Raw genomic sequence first — 14,962 nt, forward strand, 5'->3', positions numbered from 1 at the left:
AAAAGCCTTTCAAATGAAAGGCTTTTTTTATACTTCTACTTCTAAGTTTACAAAATTAAACCGCACTAAGCCATCTTTATCAATTTTGGTCAGTTTCACCGAATGTAACGTATTCACCAATTCCGGATTCCAAGGCGATTTTACTTTCACATAATTCTCAGTAAACCCGTGAATATATCCCTCCTTATTTTCTCCCTCAAATAAAACCGTAAGCTCATTCCCAATTTGACTTTCATAGAATGCACGTCTTTTCTTTACAGATAAACCACGTAGCATTTTACTTCTTTTATTTCTAATCTTATTTGGAACCACACCATCCATAGATGCTGCTGGCGTATTGTCTCTTTCTGAATATGTAAATACATGTAGATAAGAAATATCCAAATCATTTAAAAAGTGATAGGTCTCTAAAAAATGTTCTTCGGTCTCCCCAGGAAAACCTACTATGACATCCACACCAATACAACAATTTGGCATTACTTCCCTAATCTTATGAACACGCTCTTTGTAAAGATTGGTCATGTAACGACGCTTCATCAACTTTAGCAAGTCATCACTACCACTCTGCAAAGGAATATGAAAATGAGGTACAAAAGTTTTACTCTGGGCTACAAACGCTATAGTCTCGTTTTTTAGTAGATTAGGCTCTATGGATGAGATTCGTAAACGATGTATACCATCTACATCATCTAGCGCTTTTACAAGATCTAAAAAAGTATGCTCATGCTTTTTATTACCAAATTCTCCTTTTCCATAATCACCAATATTGACTCCGGTTAAGACAATTTCTTTAATACCCTGCTCCGATATATCCGCAGCATTCTTTAAAACATTATCCAAAGTATCACTACGAGAAATGCCACGTGCCAAAGGAATGGTACAATAAGTACATTTATAATCACAGCCATCTTGCACTTTTAGAAACGCTCTGGTTCTATCTCCAATTGCGTAACTACCAACATAAAAATCTGCATCGGCAATTTCACATGAATGTATTTTACCGTGGTCATTTTTTGTAAGATCGTTTATATAATCTGTAATTTTGAACTTCTCTGTAGCTCCTAAAACCAAATCGACACCATCAACATCTGCTAATTCTTCGGGTTTTAATTGTGCATAACAGCCAACCGCAGCAACAAATGCATCAGGATTAATTTTCTGAGCTTTCTTTACTATAGTCTTAAATTTCTTATCTGCATTATCTGTAACAGAACATGTATTTATTACATACATATCTGCTTCTTCCGAAAAATCTACCCTTTCAAAACCTTCATCTGCAAAATTACGGGCTATGGTAGAAGTCTCCGAAAAGTTCAACTTACATCCTAAAGTGTAAAAAGCCACTTTCTTCTTCATCTAATAATCTCTTTGAGAGTGCAAAAATACTTAAACTTAATCAAGCTAAAAAAGCTTAACTAACTGTATTACAGTTTTAAATACTTAATACTTCCTCCATTTTTTAGTTATCTCAAATACATGGGTAAGAATATCCATTTCAACATCATTAAACTCCACCCCTCTTCTAGCCATCATTACTTTAGCAGCATCAAATGCTTTTGCAGGTTGATAAGCCGTAAACCCAGATGCACCACCCCAACTAAAACTTGGTACAAAATTTCTTGGAAACCCTGGTACATAAATATTAGAATTTACTCCAATTACAGTACCAGTATTAAACATTGTATTAATTGCCGTTTTACTATGATCACCCATCATTAGTCCACAAAACTGCAAACCTGTTTGCTCAAAGCGTTCGGTAGCATAGTCCCACAAACGAACTTTTGCATAATTATTCTTAAGGTTAGAATTATTGGAATCTGCGCCTATATTACACCATTCTCCCAATACGGCATTGCCCAAATACCCTTCATGGCCCTTACTTGAATACCCGAAAATTACCGAGTTACTAACTTCTCCACAAACCTTACTATATGGACCAATAGTAGTTGCGCCATAAAGTTTACCGCCCATTTTAATAATAGCATTATTACAAAGTGCCAAACCACCACGAATTAAGCTACCTTCCCATATTTCAGAGTTTTTTCCTAAATAAATAGGACCGTCTGTAGCGTTTAGAATACTAAATTCAACCTTAGCCCCTTCTTCAAGGAAAATACGTTCCGGATGAATTAATTGATTCGTACTGGATATGGGTTGACTCTTTCTACCTTTTGTAATAAAATCGAAATCTGACTGTAAAATGGTAGCATTTTTATCAAAAATATCCCAGGTGTTATTGATTTGAACAAGACCACCTTCAAATTTAACTACATCAAAATCACTTAATTCATCTGCACTTTTAGAAACTGCAGCTAAATAAGCAATTATCAATTCGCCCGACATTAACCTTTCGCCCGCTCGCAAAGCTTTAACCGCTTTTAGCAACTCGTTCGATGGTAATACCGAAGCGTCTATAAAAACATTAGATTCTTCTAAATTAACTGGATATTTTATACTTAAATATTCTTCGGTCAAAGAAGAAACTGAAACTTTTAAATAAGCTTCCCAACGCTCCTTTAAAGTCATAATACCTACACGGATTTCCGAAACCGGTCGTGTGAAAGTGAAAGGTAATAGATGATCTCTGCGAGGACCATCAAAAAGAATAAAGTTCATACTAGATGATTTTTTTCAAAATTAACAAATATCCCTAGAGCATCTATATATAATGGATAACTTCCTTTATTTAAAAGTTAAAGGAAAAAGAAACGCCTTCGAAAATTTCGAAGGCGTTATATTTAATAAAGAATTAAAAGAACTATTCTTGCTCTTTTGTTTCTTCTTTTTTCTCTTCTTTTGAAAATTTCTTGTACTTGTTCTTGAACTTGTCGATACGACCAGCTGTATCCAAGAATTTTGCTTTACCAGTGTAAAAAGGGTGAGAGGTTCTTGAAATCTCCAATTTTACTAATGGATACTCAACACCTTCAACTTCTAAAGTCTCTTTAGTATCAGCTGTTGATTTTGTTAAAAATACCTCTTCGTTAGACATGTCCTTAAAGGCCACTATCCTATAATTTTCTGGGTGTATATCTTTTTTCATTTTAAAAACTTTAACGCACCCATTCCGACGGGCACTCATTTTAAGGCTGCAAAAATAGTGAAATAATATAAATAGGCAATTAGAATAGTAAAAAAATACTAAAATTAAATTTTATTGCATGTGTAACAAATGATACCTTCACAATACTAATATATAAATCAACCTATAAACTATAAAAATCATGGAAGAAATTGAACCAAAAACAGGAAAATTTGCATTGAATTACGGCTTACTTACAGGTCTTGTGGGTGTTGTTTTTGCAGTAATGCTTTTTGTAACGAATATGCATTATGAGCAAGTGACATCAATACAACTAATCCAGATATTAATACTGGCTATCGGAATTGTAATGGCAATAATCCAATTTAAAAAAGCTGGCGGTGGACTTTTGACTATTTCAGAAGCTTTAAAAGTTGGAGCCGGAGTAGCATTAATAGCTGGTATAGTTGGCCTATTATGGTTTTTCATACAATCTAATTTCATAGAACCAGATTATCTAGATAAAGTTTATGAAATAGGGAAGATAAAAGCTATGAAAGATAATCCTAGTCTTACCGAAGAACAAATAGACCAAGGTATAGAAATGCAAAAAGGTTTGGCTTGGGTTATGTACCCAGTTGGCTTAATAATTAACGTTCTTATTGCCTTAGTTATTAGTTTAATTGCCGGCTTAATCTTGAAAAAAGAAGAAGCTGCTTATTAATACTAAGTAATTGTAGTATTTTTGGAGACAATACCAGAAGTCGCGCATGCAATTATCAATAGTAATTCCGTTACTAAACGAAGAAGAATCACTTAAAGAACTTCATGATTGGATTGTATCCGTAATGCAATCCAATCATTATTCTTATGAAATATTATTTGTTGATGACGGCAGCACAGATACCTCTTGGAAAATTATTGCGGATTTATCTAAAGAAAACCCAGCCGTAAAAGGAATTCATTTTTCGCGCAACTTTGGAAAATCACAGGCACTACATGCAGGTTTTAAAGCCGTTAGCGGCGATGTTATTATTACAATGGATGCCGATTTACAAGATAACCCAGAAGAAATACCTGGGTTATACAATATGATAACCAATGAAGGTTATGAATTGGTATCTGGTTGGAAAAAGAAACGCTACGATTCTATCATCTTTAAAAACACCCCTTCAAAATTATTTAATTGGGCAGCACGAAAAACTTCAGGTGTTCGTTTGCACGATTTTAATTGTGGTCTAAAAGCTTACGCTAAAGATGTAGTAAAAAACATTGAAGTATCGGGCGAAATGCACCGTTACATACCTGTGCTTGCTAAAAATGCAGGCTTTTCTAAAATTGGGGAAAGAGTTGTAAAACATCAAGCTCGTAAATACGGTAAAACAAAATTTGGAATGGAACGTTTCATAAATGGCTTTCTAGACTTGCTAACCATATGGTTCGTATCTAGATTCGGTAAACGCCCAATGCACTTATTTGGTGCATTAGGTGTTTTAATGTTCTTAATCGGATTCGGATTTGCTATCTATTTAGGTATAGATAAATTATTCATAAACAAATTTGGAAGATTGATAACAGACCGACCACAATTTTATATTTCACTGATAGCCATGGTCATAGGAACACAGTTGTTCTTAGCTGGATTTCTTGGCGAAATACTAATACGTTCTAAGAAGGAAGAAAAAAGATATATTGTTTCTGAAGAAATAAATATGACTCTTTTACAATAGTAAAATTCTCACTAACTTAATTGCACATAAAACTATAAACCAATGGATAATATCCTAGAAACTGCAAAAAGCTGGCTTACCGATTTTTTTGACCCAGCTGTTAAAAAAGAAATTGAACATCTTATCGCTAATGATAAAGAGGAATTGAACGACCGTTTTTACAAAAATATGGAGTTTGGTACAGGTGGTATGAGAGGTGTTATGGGTGTTGGCACCAACCGAATTAATAAATACACATTAGGTAAAAGCACACAAGGTTTAAGTAACTACTTAAATGAAGTATATAAGAATGAAGAAATCAAAGTGGTCATCGCTTTTGATTGTCGCCACAATAGTGATACTCTAGCAAGAACTGTTGCCGAAGTATTTTCAGCCAATAATATTAAAGTATACCTTTTCTCAGATTTGCGCACTACCCCAGAACTTTCTTTTGCAGTAAGACATTTAAATTGTCACGCAGGTATTGTTTTAACTGCATCGCATAACCCACCAGAATATAATGGGTATAAAGTGTATTGGACCGATGGCGGACAAATTGTACCACCACAGGATGGTAAAATCATTGCTGAAATTAATTCCCTCAATATTGAAGATATAAAGTTTAAAGCGAATGAAAACCTAATACAAGTAATTGATAAAGAGGTTGACGAAGCTTTTATAGCACAGTCTGTAGACGCAGGAAATTTTAATGCTGACGGCAAAGATGACTTCAAAATCGTTTTTACTTCGCTTCACGGCACCTCAATTACCGCTATACCAGAAGTTCTTAAACGTGGTAGGTATGAAAACGTAACTATTATTGAGGAGCAAGCAAAACCAGACGGAAACTTCCCAACGGTAAAGTCTCCTAACCCAGAAGAACCAGAAGCGCTTTCAATGGCTGTTAAAAAAGCTGAAGAAATTGGTGCAGACATGGTTGTAGGTACTGATCCAGATAGTGACCGTTTAGGAATAGCTGTTCGTAATCTTGATGGAGAAATGGAAATTGTTAACGGAAACCAAGCTATGGTTTTAATGACAAAATTCCTTCTTGAAAAGAGAAAAGAAAAAGGTTTTAAAGGAAATGAATTTATTGCAACAACAATTGTATCTACCCCAATGATGGAGGCTATGGCTAAAGCATACGGAGTAGAATTTAAAACTGCACTTACCGGATTTAAATGGATTGGTAAAATGATCAAAGATTTCCCAGAATCTGACTTTATTGGTGGTGGCGAAGAGAGCTTTGGTTATATGGTAGGCGATTTTGTTCGTGATAAAGATGCGGTTACCTCTACCCTATTGGCTTGTGAAATTGCTAGTCAGGCCAAAGCTAATGGCAGTTCTTTTTACAAAGACTTAATTCAATGTTATGTTGATTATGGTTTTTATAAAGAACATTTAGTTTCTATTACCAAAAAAGGTATTAGTGGTGCAGAGGAGATTAAGCAGATGCTTAAGGACTTTAAAGAAAATCCGGTGGAATCTGTTGCTGGTTCTAAAGTAAAATGGATTGAAGATTATAATACTTCAATTGCCAAAAATGTATTGACTGGCGAAGAAAAGACTATTGATATTCCAAAATCTAACGTTTTAATTTACGAAACAGAAGATGGTACTAGAATAGCAGCGAGACCAAGTGGAACAGAACCTAAAGTGAAATTCTACATCAGTACAAATACGAAATTAGAAAAAACTGAAGATTATAAAAAAGTAGCGGCAGAACTTGACAATAAGGTCAAGAGCATTCTTGCTGAGCTTAATTTAGCTTAATGAACTATTTCAAAAAGATTCTTCGCTTTGCGAAGCCTTACAAGATATATGCTATTTTAAATATTATATCTAACGTCTTTTATGCATTGTTTTCAACATTGGCGATGATTTCATTATTTCCAATGTTGAACGTGCTTTTTAATCAAACAGAAAAAATATACATCAAACCAAAATGGAATGGTATTTCTGATTTAAAGGATTTTGTTACCGACTCTTTAAACTTTTATGTTACCGAACGAAGCGAGCATAGCGATCCAGGCGAAGTACTAATGCTAATGGTAGGATTGATAATTACGATGTTTCTTCTAAAGAATCTTTTTAATTACTTAGCCATGTACTTCATTACATTTCTGCGTAATGGTGTACTTAAAGATTTACGAAATGAATTATATGACAAAACAGTAGAACTTCCTATATCTTATTATTCTGAAAAAAGAAAAGGTGATACTATTGCCCGCATAACATCCGATGTATTAGAAATACAACATTCCTTTCTATCTATATTAGAACTAATTGTAAGAGAACCACTTACAATCATTTTTACGATTATAGCAATGTTAGCTATTAGTCCGAAATTAACATTATTCGTATTTCTATTTCTTCCGGTTTCAGGATTTTTAATTTCATTAATCGGTAAATCTTTAAAACGAAAATCTGACAAGGTTCAAAATGAACAAGGGTATTTCTTATCCATATTAGAAGAAACTTTAGGCGGTTTACGAGTCATCAAAGCTTTTAATGCGGAATCGGTATTCGCCAAGAAATTTCAAGCGTCCACCAAAAGATTTTTTAATTTTTCTAATAGCCTGCTTAATAGACAAAATTTAGCATCACCGACAAGTGAATTTTTTGGTATTGCTGCTATCGGAGTCATTCTTTGGTATGGAGGGCAAATGGTACTTGTAGATAAAACACTTGAAGCCGAACTCTTTATAACATATATGGCATTGTCGTATCAGATACTAACGCCTGCCAAATCTATAAGCAAAGCTTCGTATAGTGTCAAGAAGGGTAACGCAGCGGCAGAACGTGTATTAGAAGTTTTAGAGACCGAAAATCCGATATCGGAAATTGATAATCCAATTCATCAAGAAACATTTAACAATGAGGTTTCTATAAATAATATCTCATTTAAATATGAAGATGAGTATGTTTTAAAAAATTTCAATCTTACTGTAGAGAAAGGTAAAACTGTTGCGCTAGTAGGGCAATCTGGTAGTGGGAAAAGTACCATTGCTAATCTTGTTACTCGTTTTTACGATGTTAATGAAGGTGACATCAGCATTGACGGAAATAACATTAAAAACCTCAGTAAAAAATCGCTCCGTGGCTTACTCGGCTTGGTTACTCAAGATTCTATTTTATTTAATGACACTGTTAAAAACAACATCGGATTAGGAAAAGAAAATGCTACCGACGAAGAAATTATTGCAGCCGCTAAAATTGCAAATGCACATGATTTCATCATGGACCTACCTAAAGGGTATGACACTAACATTGGAGATAGCGGCAACAAGTTAAGTGGCGGACAAAAACAGCGATTGTCCATTTCTAGAGCGGTATTAAAAAATCCTCCAATAATGATATTGGATGAAGCTACATCTGCTTTAGACACTGAAAGCGAACGTCTGGTACAAGACGCTCTTGAAAAAATGATGAAAAACAGAACGTCTATTGTCATTGCTCACAGACTTTCTACCATTCAAAATGCAGATACCATTGTAGTGCTTTTAAAGGGAGAGATTGTTGAACAAGGTACTCATGCTGAACTTTTAGAGCTTAATGGTACATACAAGAAACTAGTACAGATGCAATCGTTGGCATAAATTTTTATACCAGGTTATTCTTAAAGTTTTTAAATTAAAAAAGCCATCTTTTCAGATGGCTTTCATTTTTTTTGCGAATAAGGCTTAAACTATCGAGCCACTTTAATATCTACAATCATAATTTGACCGTCGTTACTCTTCATTTTAATAGCTCCTTTATGTCCCGCTGCATTCTCAAATAAAACTACAACCGGATAATCTTGCGGTCCCATTGCCTCATCTTCATTCTCAATAACTAAGTCAACAAGTGAACTTTCGTCGGTTATCGCATCAAATTCTGCAACAGTCATTTGGTCTGCAGTATTTTCCATTTTTGTCGTTGTACCTCCTTCTATTTGCTCATCTATGAATAAATCATCAGGACTCATCCAAAATAAGAATCCAGGATTTGATGGACTCATATCATACCAAGCTAAATCAATAGATGGTGCTATTTCTGCATCGATTTCATTGTAAGTGTATAAATTTCCAGTGCTTGTAGAAAAGAAACGCTTAGTATCCAACCCATCAGTATCAACTATGAACTCCACATTTTCATATAAAACATAACTTGACAATTCTTCAACTTCCTCTTCAGTTTCTTCCTCAACTACCTCTTCTTCTACTTCCTCTTCGGTTTCTTCTTCAGCTTCCTCCTCTTCCTCTACCACTACCTCTTCTTCATCTGCTTGTTCAGTTAAGTCTTCGATAATTACATCTTCATTATCATCACTACATGAGATTACAGAAAATACAGTTATAAAAAGGCAAATCAATAAAAAATTCTTCTTTAAAATCATAAAAATAAGTTTTGGTTTATTTTAAACGGATAGATTATATAATTATTAGGATACCTATTAAAAAGCATCAAATATCATTCGGAATGATTAAACCTTTCCCTAACTTCATGGTCTTACATTAAACAAACCTCAGTTTTAAGTGATTGAAGAGGAAACATTAGTATTAGATTTAAAATCAAAGAGCAAACAAGCTCAAGCTTTTGAAGTATTGGTAAATACTTATAAGGAGCGCTTGTATTGGCAAATACGTAGTATTGTTTTAAATCACGATGATGCTGATGATGTTTTACAAAATACCTTTATAAAAGTCTATAAAAATATAGACGGATTTAAAGGAGATAGTAAACTTTTTTCTTGGATGTATAGAATTGCCACCAACGAGGCTTTAAACTTCATAAAGCAAAGAGCAAAGCTACAAGGCGTTTCAGATACTGATTACCAAGAACGTTTAGTATCTAATCTAGAAGCTGATGTATATTTTGAGGGAGATGAAATTCAACTTCAACTTCAAAAAGCCATAGCTACACTTCCTGAAAAACAAAAACTAGTATTTAATATGAAATATTTTCAAGAATTAAAATATGAAGAGATTTCAAAAATATTAGATACTTCAGTAGGTGGACTAAAAGCATCGTATCACTTAGCCGTAAAAAAAATTCAACAGTATTTAAAGGAAGATTAAACCTTTTATATAATTGAGTGTCAAACAAGTATCATGAACAAAAAAAATAAAAATCCGTTTAAAACTCCAGAAGACTATTTTGATAGTTTTGAGGATAAATTAATGGAAAAATTATCTAAAACCGAAAGTACTATTCCCAAGGATAGTGCATTTAAGGTACCAGATAATTATTTTGAATCGTTCAATGAGTCATTACAAGAAAAGCTAAATACTGAACCCAAAATAATACCTCTTTTTTCTATTAAGAAAATAGTAGCCGTAGCCGCTTCAATTGCCGCTATTGCTATAATTGCCTTAAATTATAACTGGAGCAACGCAGAGGAATTAAGTTTTAATGATTTGGCCAACACCGATATTGAAGCCTATTTTGAAAATAATGATTTTGAGTTATCATCTTATGAAATAGCTGAAGTATTGCCAGTAACCAATACTGAATTTTCAGACTTTTTAAGCTCCCCTATTGATAGTGATAACCTTCTTGATTACTTGAATGAAAATATAAGTGATTTTGATGAACTAAATATTGAAGACAATGAATAAACTTGCAATAATCATATTTCTATTTGTATCTACCATATCCTTTGGACAAAGAAACCAAGATTGGGAAAAAATAAACACTTTAAAAGTAGCTTTCATTACTGAAAAACTTTCACTAAGCAGTAAAGAAGCTCAAGAGTTTTGGCCTGTTTATAATGAATATCAAGAAAAAAGAAATGCTTTACGCAAAAAGAGCCATCATCAAATAAAGAGCAAAATAAAAGATGCCGACTCGCTTTCTGAAATAGAGTCTGAAAAATTACTAGCACTTCATATGCAAATTGAAGAGGAAGAAGAGGTATTGGATAATGACTTTCTTAAAAAAGTAAGTAAAGTTATCTCAGCTAAGAAAACACTTTTATTATTACGATCAGAAGAAGAGTTCAAGCGTCAATTAATGAAGCAATATCGCCAAAATAAAGGTGGCAAATAATTAGTTAAATACTAGTTTAGAAATACGGTTTTTACCCGCGGCGTAAGCTATGGTGTCATTTTGAAAACGAATGGTATAGAAGGATTCTTTAGTTAGTTCTTTCCAACTTTTACCCATGTCTGATGAATAAGATATTCCTGTAAAACCTACAGCAACTAGACCGTTTCCTTGTGTACCCGGTACAAACTGAACACAACTTTTGTAACCAGGCTCTAGACCGTCTGCCAAAAGATTCCAAGTTTTCCCTCCATCCTTTGTAATTGCCTTGTTAGCTGTTGTATTATCCGGGTTTGTGTAATCTCCGCCAATGGCAAAGCCAAGATTTTTGTCATTAAAATCAATAGAATAAATACCTTCCGTTGGCTCTTCGTTACGTATTGGAGTTTGAAAAGACTCCCATGAGTTGCCTTTATCCGGAGAAAAAAGAACACGCCCAGAGGTCGTAGCAATCCAAATATTCTCCCCTACCGTCTCAATATTAGTATTGCTTGCTGCAAATGCCCCCTCACTTTCGATTCCTTCAGGTAATTTTGAACAAGGCAATTTTAACCATGAATTCCCCCCGTCAGATGTCATGATAACACTTAAACAACCATCAACAGAATCGCCTACGGCAATACCATCTAAATCATTTAAAAAGGTCATTGCATCATAAAACACACCTTCGCCTTCTTCTTTGTACACCAACTCCATTCGCCCCTTAACTCCTGTTTTATACAGAAGAGCAGGAGATTCTATAGATAGCATGAAAAAATCATTTGCGGTATGTGCTACTGCCCTAAATGCAGGTAAGCTTGTATGGTATTTTTCAATATTTGCACGGACCTTATCTGTAGTTAAATCAATCGAACCAAATGTGCCTTTATTTGCAGCAAAGGCTAAACTATTCCCCATGAGTTCAATAGCGCGAATACTAATTGAATCGGTATAAATCGTTTCAATTCCTACAGAAGTAAATGTCCTAGGTTTTTGTTGTTCTGAGCAAGAAACTATTAAAACTGCAAGAAGAAAAATATAACGCATATGATTATAGTATAAAGTTCCTCAAAAATAAATGGAATCACTTCTAAAACAATACCTTTGCAGCCTAAATTTTTGGAAGACGAAAATCATTTTAACTTATTTAAAATGAGGTAATGACATGAAATCTTCCTATCAAGTAAATAATACTGATGAAATTACATAGAAATCTGGTTTTTGCCGTAATCGATGGTCTAAACCTAATCTTCAATGAAAACGAATATGCCGACAAGGTTGTTCAAAAAGTACTGCGTTATGATAAACGTTGGGGAGCACGTGACCGTGGCTTTATAGCTGAAACTACTTATGAAATTGTACGTTACAAGCGTTTGTACACAGAAATAGCAGAAGTCAAAGCTCCATTTAGCAGACCAGATTTATTCCGTATTTGGGCAGTATGGGCAGTGTTGAAAGGTATAAGCCTACCAGATTGGAAGCAAATTGAACCAACACCCGAAAGAAGGATTAAAGGTAAATTTGACGAACTTTCTCAAATTAGAAAATTCAGGGAAGCTATTCCTGATTGGATCGATGATTTAGGTGAAAAAGCTTTGGGCGATAAATTATGGACAGAAGAAATAGCTAAACTTAACGTACCTGCGGAAGTTATTTTGCGTACTAACACATTAAAAACTACTAAAGAAGAATTGCGTAAAGCTCTTTTAGATGAAAATATTGTGGCTGAGCCGATTAAAGGGTATGCTTCTGCATTAAAATTAGTTGAACGAGCAAATGTATTTGTAACCCAAGCATTTAAAAATGGAATGTTTGAGGTTCAAGATGCCTCTTCTCAATTAGTCTCTGAATTCTTGGATGTTGAACCAGGTCAACGTATTGTTGATACATGTGCAGGTGCGGGTGGAAAATCTCTTCACCTTGCAGCATTAATGGAAAATAAAGGTCAATTAATTTCAATGGATATTTACGGAAGTAAATTAAAGGAATTAAAAAGGCGCGCAAGACGTAATGGTGCTCACAATATTGAAGTAAGAGAAATAGAGTCAAGTAAAGTATACAAGAAGCTATACGGTAGCGCAGATAGAGTTCTTATTGATGCTCCATGTACGGGATTAGGAGTTTTAAGAAGAAACCCAGATTCTAAATGGAAGATGCAACCGGAGTTTTTAGATAAAATTGTAAAAACGCAAGCAGAAATCATAAGAAGCTATAGTAAAATTGTAAAACCAGGCGGAAAGATGGTTTACGCTACTTGTTCTATTCTACCTCAAGAAAACAGTCACCAAGTACAGTCATTTTTAAAGTCTGAAGAAGGTAAAGATTTCACTTTGGTAAAAGACAAAAAGATATACGCTTCTAAGAGTGGTTATGATGGCTTCTTTATGGCATTATTAGAGAAGAGTATTTAAGACATACTTTTAATCAACAAAAAAAGCCTTTCAGTTCATATGAACCTAAAGGCTTTTTTAATACTTACAATTAAAAGACCTATTCTTTCAATGTTGGATATTCAATTCCTAATTGCTCCAAATACGTATCATATTTCGTTTCATCATAATAGAATTTCTCCAAAGCTGGTCTAAACTGGTCTTGCTTATCCTTGTTTAAATATATAGGGGGCATATCACTTTCAGAAATCATAGGCTGATACTTAGTATCTTTCTGTTGTTCATTATTGAAATAATCCCACGCACCTTTCATTAAATCCGGCTTCAACAAAAAGTCTATTATTGTCATTGCCTCTACCTTAGCCCCTGCTACAACTCCCTTATGCGCAATTGGAGTTGCCATAGCAATAGCATTACTCCAATGGTGACCTTGCAATCCAGGAATGTTAGATGGATACCTCAACGTAACCGTAGGCACTTTCCAAGAAACATCTCCAATATCATCTGAACCACCACTAATTGGTTCAATAACCGGAAGTCCTAAATCATCTAATTCTAAAGGTAAACCTTCTATTTTTTCTGAATTTACTTCTGCCTGCACAGCTTTTGCTAATTTTTGATCAGCTTCTGACCAATCTGGCAAGCCCACTTCTTTAATATTTGAATACATGGTCTCTGCAATCACCTTATTATAATGACGTGGCCATGCCGTACCCAAAACTTTAGAGGTCATAGTAGTACCAGTCATTAATGCCGCTCCTTTGGCCATATCATTTGCCATAGCATACATTTCCATGATTCCCTCATATTTTATATCTCTAAAATAAAACCAAATAGCCGCTTTAGAAGGCACTACATTGGGCTGATCTCCCGAATCGGTAAAAATAGAGTGAGAACGTTTTAAAGGATGTAAATGTTCTCTTTTGTAATTCCAAGCAACATTCATTAACTCGGCAGCATCTAAAGCACTCTTACCTCTCCATGGTGACCCAGCAGAATGTGCCGCTTCGCCATCAAAGGCATATTCTACAGATATTAAGCCTGTACCTCTTGTAGGTCCGTAAGACACACCTAAATTATTACCTACGTGAGTAAAAATGCACATATCGATATCATCAAAACGACCATCTCTTACATACCATGCTTTTGCAGCTACCAATTCTTCGGCTATACCTGGCCAAACTAGTAATGTACCGCCAATATTTTCACGTTCCATAATTTTCTTCACTGCCAGTGCAGAAGAAATATTCATTGGTATACCGGAATTATGACCTTCGCCATGTCCTGGAGCACCTTCTACAATGGGCTTGTGATAAGCCACGCCTGGATATTGAGAGGCTTTTGGTATACAATCCACATCGCTACCCAAAGCAATTGTAGGTCCTTCGCCATTACTCCAAGTAGCAAACCATGCTGTAGGAATACCTGAAATGGAATTTTCAATTTCAAATCCGTTCTCAGCAAGAATTCCGGTCAAATATTTAGAAGATTCTATTTCCTGAAATCCTAGTTCAGAAAAACTAAAAATTTTGTCTACCATTACTTGAGATTGTTTTTTATTCTCCTCTACAATGGCTGCGACCTCCGTTTTTAATTTTTCAATTTGTTTGTTTGATCTTTTCTTTTGTGAATACAAGCCACTTAAGGCTAATAAACAGCATGCAAAAGTACATAGTGTTGTTTTTTGTTTCATGGTAGTTTTTTGAATTAGTTGCTAAAAGTTACATAAATTGACCGTTATGCGTGCGTAAACAACCAATTTTTATCTAATTCAAAACCTGAGCACTCTATTTTATGGTAATAGTATTTTATAAGGTCATAAAATCCACATTTAT

The 14,962-nt window shown here is 34.5% G+C and carries 14 protein-coding genes; 8 read left to right on the forward strand and 6 right to left on the reverse strand.

Annotated features, from left to right (window positions below):
- Positions 1 to 27: 27 nt before the first annotated feature.
- The 3 genes from mtaB to BM296_RS12030 form a co-directional block, all read right to left on the reverse strand.
- Positions 28 to 1,356 carry a tRNA (N(6)-L-threonylcarbamoyladenosine(37)-C(2))-methylthiotransferase MtaB gene (gene mtaB / locus BM296_RS12020; RefSeq protein WP_091903246.1) on the reverse strand — a complete coding sequence of 443 codons (1,329 nt, stop codon included), beginning with the start codon at positions 1,354 to 1,356 and terminating at the stop codon, positions 28 to 30.
- An 84-nt stretch (positions 1,357 to 1,440) separates the two neighbouring features.
- The gene (locus BM296_RS12025; RefSeq protein WP_091903247.1) at positions 1,441 to 2,616 is read right to left on the reverse strand and encodes a GlmU family protein; all 1,176 of its coding nucleotides are present in this window, start codon (positions 2,614 to 2,616) and stop codon (positions 1,441 to 1,443) included.
- Positions 2,617 to 2,758: 142 nt separating this feature from the next.
- Positions 2,759 to 3,043, reverse strand: a complete 285-nt coding sequence (locus tag BM296_RS12030) for a type B 50S ribosomal protein L31 (RefSeq protein ID WP_027067358.1) — start codon at positions 3,041 to 3,043, stop codon at positions 2,759 to 2,761.
- A 181-nt stretch (positions 3,044 to 3,224) separates the two neighbouring features.
- Here BM296_RS12030 and BM296_RS12035 point away from each other — a divergent pair, with 181 nt between their 5' ends.
- From BM296_RS12035 to BM296_RS12050, 4 genes are read left to right on the forward strand one after another with little or no spacing between them, the layout of a single operon-like run.
- Positions 3,225 to 3,746, forward strand: coding sequence for a DUF4199 domain-containing protein (locus tag BM296_RS12035; RefSeq protein ID WP_027067359.1), 522 nt, complete (start codon positions 3,225 to 3,227; stop codon positions 3,744 to 3,746).
- Positions 3,747 to 3,792: 46 nt separating this feature from the next.
- Complete coding sequence (locus tag BM296_RS12040; protein ID WP_091903248.1) at positions 3,793 to 4,752, forward strand: glycosyltransferase family 2 protein; 960 nt, start codon at positions 3,793 to 3,795, stop codon at positions 4,750 to 4,752.
- Between the two features lie 42 nt (positions 4,753 to 4,794).
- Complete coding sequence (locus BM296_RS12045; RefSeq protein WP_091903249.1) at positions 4,795 to 6,504, forward strand: phospho-sugar mutase; 1,710 nt, start codon at positions 4,795 to 4,797, stop codon at positions 6,502 to 6,504.
- A complete protein-coding gene (locus tag BM296_RS12050) occupies positions 6,504 to 8,330 on the forward strand; it encodes an ABC transporter ATP-binding protein (RefSeq protein ID WP_091903250.1) in 1,827 nt (608 codons plus the stop codon). The genes BM296_RS12045 and BM296_RS12050 overlap by 1 nt, the downstream gene beginning before the upstream one ends.
- An 89-nt stretch (positions 8,331 to 8,419) precedes the next feature.
- Here the strand turns inward: BM296_RS12050 and BM296_RS12055 are convergent, their stop codons facing one another.
- Entirely contained in the window at positions 8,420 to 9,109 is a 690-nt protein-coding gene (locus BM296_RS12055) for a hypothetical protein (protein WP_091903251.1), read from the reverse strand.
- A gap of 139 nt (positions 9,110 to 9,248) precedes the next feature.
- Between BM296_RS12055 and BM296_RS12060 the strand changes: the two genes are divergently transcribed.
- Genes BM296_RS12060 through BM296_RS12070 form a run of 3 tightly spaced genes read left to right on the forward strand, consistent with a single transcriptional unit; the run spans position 9,249 to position 10,761 of the window.
- Positions 9,249 to 9,791: an RNA polymerase sigma factor gene (locus BM296_RS12060; RefSeq protein WP_091903252.1), complete on the forward strand. Its 543-nt coding sequence runs from the start codon at positions 9,249 to 9,251 to the stop codon at positions 9,789 to 9,791.
- A 33-nt stretch (positions 9,792 to 9,824) separates the two neighbouring features.
- Positions 9,825 to 10,331, forward strand: a complete 507-nt coding sequence (locus BM296_RS12065) for a hypothetical protein (protein WP_091903253.1) — start codon at positions 9,825 to 9,827, stop codon at positions 10,329 to 10,331.
- The gene (locus tag BM296_RS12070; RefSeq protein WP_091903254.1) at positions 10,324 to 10,761 is read left to right on the forward strand and encodes a hypothetical protein; all 438 of its coding nucleotides are present in this window, start codon (positions 10,324 to 10,326) and stop codon (positions 10,759 to 10,761) included. Before BM296_RS12065 ends, BM296_RS12070 begins: the two co-directional genes overlap by 8 nt.
- On the opposite strand, the gene BM296_RS12075 is transcribed toward BM296_RS12070, so the two are convergent.
- Complete coding sequence (locus tag BM296_RS12075; protein ID WP_091903255.1) at positions 10,762 to 11,784, reverse strand: WD40/YVTN/BNR-like repeat-containing protein; 1,023 nt, start codon at positions 11,782 to 11,784, stop codon at positions 10,762 to 10,764.
- A gap of 149 nt (positions 11,785 to 11,933) precedes the next feature.
- On the opposite strand from BM296_RS12075, the gene BM296_RS12080 reads away from it, so the two are divergent.
- The gene (locus tag BM296_RS12080) at positions 11,934 to 13,148 is read left to right on the forward strand and encodes an RsmB/NOP family class I SAM-dependent RNA methyltransferase (RefSeq protein ID WP_027067368.1); all 1,215 of its coding nucleotides are present in this window, start codon (positions 11,934 to 11,936) and stop codon (positions 13,146 to 13,148) included.
- Positions 13,149 to 13,227: 79 nt separating this feature from the next.
- Here the strand turns inward: BM296_RS12080 and BM296_RS12085 are convergent, their stop codons facing one another.
- Positions 13,228 to 14,820: a zinc-binding metallopeptidase family protein gene (locus tag BM296_RS12085; protein WP_027067369.1), complete on the reverse strand. Its 1,593-nt coding sequence runs from the start codon at positions 14,818 to 14,820 to the stop codon at positions 13,228 to 13,230.
- Positions 14,821 to 14,962: the final 142 nt, after the last annotated feature.

Source organism: Maribacter stanieri (assembly GCF_900112245.1).
GTDB classification, from domain to species: Bacteria; Bacteroidota; Bacteroidia; order Flavobacteriales; family Flavobacteriaceae; genus Maribacter; species Maribacter stanieri.

Excerpts from the sequence above, each read along its gene's own strand:
- mtaB (WP_091903246.1), bottom strand. The coding sequence starts at position 1,356 with ATGAAGAAGAAAGTGGCTTTTTACACTTTAGGATGTAAGTTGAACTTT.
- BM296_RS12025 (WP_091903247.1), bottom strand. The coding sequence starts at position 2,616 with ATGAACTTTATTCTTTTTGATGGTCCTCGCAGAGATCATCTATTACCT.
- BM296_RS12030 (WP_027067358.1), bottom strand. The coding sequence starts at position 3,043 with ATGAAAAAAGATATACACCCAGAAAATTATAGGATAGTGGCCTTTAAG.
- BM296_RS12035 (WP_027067359.1), top strand. The coding sequence starts at position 3,225 with ATGGAAGAAATTGAACCAAAAACAGGAAAATTTGCATTGAATTACGGC.
- BM296_RS12040 (WP_091903248.1), top strand. The coding sequence starts at position 3,793 with ATGCAATTATCAATAGTAATTCCGTTACTAAACGAAGAAGAATCACTT.
- BM296_RS12045 (WP_091903249.1), top strand. The coding sequence starts at position 4,795 with ATGGATAATATCCTAGAAACTGCAAAAAGCTGGCTTACCGATTTTTTT.
- BM296_RS12050 (WP_091903250.1), top strand. The coding sequence starts at position 6,504 with ATGAACTATTTCAAAAAGATTCTTCGCTTTGCGAAGCCTTACAAGATA.
- BM296_RS12055 (WP_091903251.1), bottom strand. The coding sequence starts at position 9,109 with ATGATTTTAAAGAAGAATTTTTTATTGATTTGCCTTTTTATAACTGTA.
- BM296_RS12065 (WP_091903253.1), top strand. The coding sequence starts at position 9,825 with ATGAACAAAAAAAATAAAAATCCGTTTAAAACTCCAGAAGACTATTTT.
- BM296_RS12070 (WP_091903254.1), top strand. The coding sequence starts at position 10,324 with ATGAATAAACTTGCAATAATCATATTTCTATTTGTATCTACCATATCC.
- BM296_RS12075 (WP_091903255.1), bottom strand. The coding sequence starts at position 11,784 with ATGCGTTATATTTTTCTTCTTGCAGTTTTAATAGTTTCTTGCTCAGAA.
- BM296_RS12080 (WP_027067368.1), top strand. The coding sequence starts at position 11,934 with ATGAAATTACATAGAAATCTGGTTTTTGCCGTAATCGATGGTCTAAAC.
- BM296_RS12085 (WP_027067369.1), bottom strand. The coding sequence starts at position 14,820 with ATGAAACAAAAAACAACACTATGTACTTTTGCATGCTGTTTATTAGCC.